3 protein-coding genes and 2 pseudogenes are annotated in these 3,572 nt (G+C 63.6%); all 5 read left to right on the top strand.

The window, feature by feature from the left end; all coding sequences use genetic code 11:
• Positions 1 to 225 (top strand): annotated as a pseudogene (locus tag AHiyo1_RS06400) (thymidine phosphorylase); the annotation flags it as partial.
• Positions 226 to 290: 65 nt separating this feature from the next.
• Complete coding sequence (locus AHiyo1_RS06395) at positions 291 to 941, top strand: DedA family protein (RefSeq protein WP_059387978.1); 651 nt, start codon at positions 291 to 293, stop codon at positions 939 to 941.
• A 234-nt stretch (positions 942 to 1,175) separates the two neighbouring features.
• A complete protein-coding gene (locus tag AHiyo1_RS06390) occupies positions 1,176 to 1,865 on the top strand; it encodes a DedA family protein (protein WP_059387979.1) in 690 nt (229 codons plus the stop codon).
• Between the two features lie 28 nt (positions 1,866 to 1,893).
• Positions 1,894 to 3,048: an adenosine deaminase gene (locus AHiyo1_RS06385; protein WP_059387977.1), complete on the top strand. Its 1,155-nt coding sequence runs from the start codon at positions 1,894 to 1,896 to the stop codon at positions 3,046 to 3,048.
• A gap of 88 nt (positions 3,049 to 3,136) precedes the next feature.
• Positions 3,137 to 3,572, top strand: a pseudogene (locus AHiyo1_RS06380) (MazG nucleotide pyrophosphohydrolase domain-containing protein); the annotation flags it as partial.

Here is a 3,572-nt window from a genome sequence, read left to right as displayed (position 1 = left end):
GGCGCTGGACGCGCCCGGAAGGAAGACATCGTCCAGGCCGGCGCAGGGGTGCGGATGCACGCCAAACCGGGCGCCTTGGTCCGGGCGGGGGAGCCACTCATGACCCTCCTCACCGACACCCCGGAAAAGTTCGACAGGGCCAAGGAAGCCTTGGAAGGGGCTGTGCTCATTGCGCCGGAAGGCTCACGGCCGGCGCAACGGCTCATCATCGACCGGATCTCCTAGGCTGATCTCCCGGGCATTCCGGAATGCCCGGGAGACAATCCCTGCGGCCATTCGTTAGGAAGACCGTGCAAGCCATCAACGACTTCATCCTCGCCGCGGCCGGGCAGCCTTGGGTCTTGCTCCTGGTTTTTGCCTGCTGCGTGATCGACGGTTTCTTCCCGCCCATTCCCAGCGAGTCGATGGTGGTGGGACTCGCGGCAGTCTCCGTGACCGCAGGGATGCCCAACACGTGGCTGCTGATCCTGGTGGGAGCCCTTGGGGCCTTCACAGGTGACAACATCGCCTACTTGATTGGGCGCAAAGTAGGTGTACGCCGATGGCGGTGGATGCGTTCCCAAAGGATGCAGGGTGCCTTCCGCTGGGCCGGGAGGGAACTACGACGGCGGGCCGCATCACTGATCATGGTGGCCCGGTTCATCCCCATCGGCCGGGTGGCCGTCAACCTCACAGCCGGAGCAACCCACTTCCCGCACGGCATGTTTGTGGCGCTCACGGCTATGTCCGCCGTCCTGTGGGCCAGTTATTCGGTGGCCATCGGGGTGTTCTTCGGCCAATGGTTCGAGCACAACCACCTGCTCGGGGCGGTCATCGCGATCGTCGCTGCCGTCATCCTGGGAATCATCGTGGACCGGATCATCAGCAAAGTCCGCGGGGCCACGCCCGCCACCGTAGAGGACGAAGAAACCGGGGAGCCCGAAGAGGAATCGGTCGTGTAGCAGGCACGGCAGGGGGGAGCCATCTCCTCCCTTGGTATGACGTGCCTGGCACCGGAAGATCCCTCCATGGGGGGATGCTTCCATTTCGACTTTCGAGCTAGCCTTAAATTGTGTTCCACCCGGCCGGGGCGTAGCGAACGACGCCCGGGCCGTGGGACACTGGATAGCGATCTATGTCACGCGACCGTGTGACTTTCCTTGAGGAGCAATGCCTGCGTGGACTTCATGAACCACATGCTCGAGCATGCCGCCGGGCAACCGTGGATCTACCCGGTGCTCCTGGTTTTCTTTTTCATCGACGGCTTTGCCACGATCCTTCCCAGTGAGACCGCGATCGTCGGGCTCTCGGCCCTTGCGATGCACCGGGGTGAGCCCAACCTGTGGCTCCTTGGCGCCACCGCGCTTGTCGGGGCCATGGCCGGCGACAACATGGCCTATATGCTGGGCCGCAAGATCGGCCTGGACCGCTGGAAATGGATGCGCAAGCCGAAGGTCCAGAAGATGTTCGCCTGGGCGCACTACGAGTTGGACAAGCGCGGCGCCGTGCTGATCTTCACCGCCCGGTATATCCCCTGGGGCCGGGTGGCGGTGAACTACGTCGCCGGACAGACCGGCTTCCGCCACAAGACCTTCTTCTTCCTGGACGCCTTCGCCTGCTTCACCTGGGTAGGCTATTCGATCGGCATTGGATCGCTGGCCGGCCACTGGGTGCACAACAACCCGCTCCTCGGCGTGGGGATTGCGGTGGCATTCGCCGTGGTACTCGGCGTCATCGTGGACCACAGCCTGCGTTGGTGGCACAAGCATCTCGAAAAGAAAGACGGCGAGAAGAAGGAAGCGGCCTCCGCGGAAGCAGCCGCAGCAGACGCGGGAACCGCGGTTAACGCGACGGCCGGCGTCGACCGCTCAAACCCTGCTGGCTAAGCTTCTTCCGTCCCCCTAGAGTTGAGACGTGACTGAGCCTATTGTTGATGCCGCCCCTGCCCTTGACTTCGACCTGAAGAGCCTGCCGAAAGTTTCCCTTCACGACCATCTGGACGGGGGACTGCGCCCGGCCACCATCATCGAGCTGGCGGAGGCCGTCGGCCACACCCTGCCTTCCACGGATCCCGTAGCGCTGGGCCAGTGGTTCCGTGAGTCCGCAGACTCCGGTTCTTTGGTCCGCTACCTCGAAACCTTTGACCACACGATTGCCGTCATGCAGACCAAGGAAGGCCTGGCGCGCGTCGCCAAGGAATTCGTCGAAGACCTGGCTGACGACGGCGTCGTGTACGGCGAGATCCGTTGGGCACCTGAGCAGCACCTGCAGAAGGGCCTCACCCTGGACGAGGTTGTGGACGCTGTCCAGGAAGGGCTCGACGCCGGCGTCGACGCCGTTGAGGAGTCAGGCCGCCAGATTCAGGTGGGCCAGCTCATCACGGCGATGCGCCACGCGGACCGCGGCCAGGAGATTGCCGAGCTCGCAGTGCGCCACCGCTACAACGGAGCTGTCGGCTTTGACATCGCCGGAGCCGAAGACGGTTTCCTGCCTTCCCGCTTCAAGGACGCGTTCACCTACCTGGCCGAGCACAACTTCCCGGCCACGGTCCACGCCGGCGAAGCCGCGGGCCTGGAAAGCATCCAGTCCGCCCTTGTGGACGGCCGCGCCCTGAGATTGGGTCACGGCGTGCGCATCGCGGAGGACATCACCGTTGAGTTCGAAGACGCCGAGGGCGAAGAAGCCGACGACGACGCCGAGGACACCGTCGGCATGGTCACCTTGGGTGAAGTGGCCGGCTGGGTCCGTGACCGTGGAATCGCGCTGGAAATCTGCCCTTCCTCCAACCTGCAGACCGGCGCGATCGCGAACTTCGGCGAAGGCATCGAGAACCACCCGCTGGACATGCTCTACCAGTTGGGCTTCAACGTCACGATCAACACGGACAACCGCCTTATGAGCGGTGTGACGCTCACGGACGAGTTCGAGCTTCTCGTGGAGACCTTCGACTACGATCTCGATGACCTCCTCGAACTGACCCTCAACGCCGCCGAGTCGTCGTTCCTGCCGTTGGACGAAAAAGAAGCGTTGGTGGAGTACATCAACGACGCCTACGCCAACCTTGGCTGAACAAACTCCTTCGGGCGCCAGTTCTCCTGAAAGTCCTGTCGTGGAGTTGCTGGGGACGATTGCCTCTTTGCGCGAGCACTGTCCTTGGATGGGGGCGCTGACCCACGAGTCCTTGGTCGAGTACCTGATCGAGGAAGCGTATGAGGTTGTCGATTCGATCGAGGCCGGCGCGTCCGGTTCCGATACATCCGACGAACTCCGCGGCGAGCTGGGCGACGTGCTGCTCCAAGTGGTGCTGCACGCCCGGCTCGCCGAGGAGCAAGGACAATTCACCTTCGACGACGTCGCGCGCGCCATCACGGACAAGATGGTGCGGCGCAATCCCCACGTGTTCAAACCGGACGGTCCTTGCAGGAATCCTTCCCGGCCACCGTGGAGGAGATCGTCGAAAAGTGGGACGCCGTGAAGAAGGCCGAGAAGCCCGGGCGTTCGGATCCCTTCGAAGGCATTCCACCGCACCTTCCCGCCCTCGCCTTGGCGCAAAAGTCGCTTGACCGCGCAGCCCGCTCAGAGCGCTCGGGCAG

It is taken from the genome of Arthrobacter sp. Hiyo1 (assembly GCF_001263615.2).
Taxonomy (GTDB): Bacteria; Actinomycetota; Actinomycetes; order Actinomycetales; family Micrococcaceae; genus Arthrobacter.
Note: the sequence above shows the minus strand (reverse complement) of the source record. Positions and strands in the feature narration are given on the sequence as shown.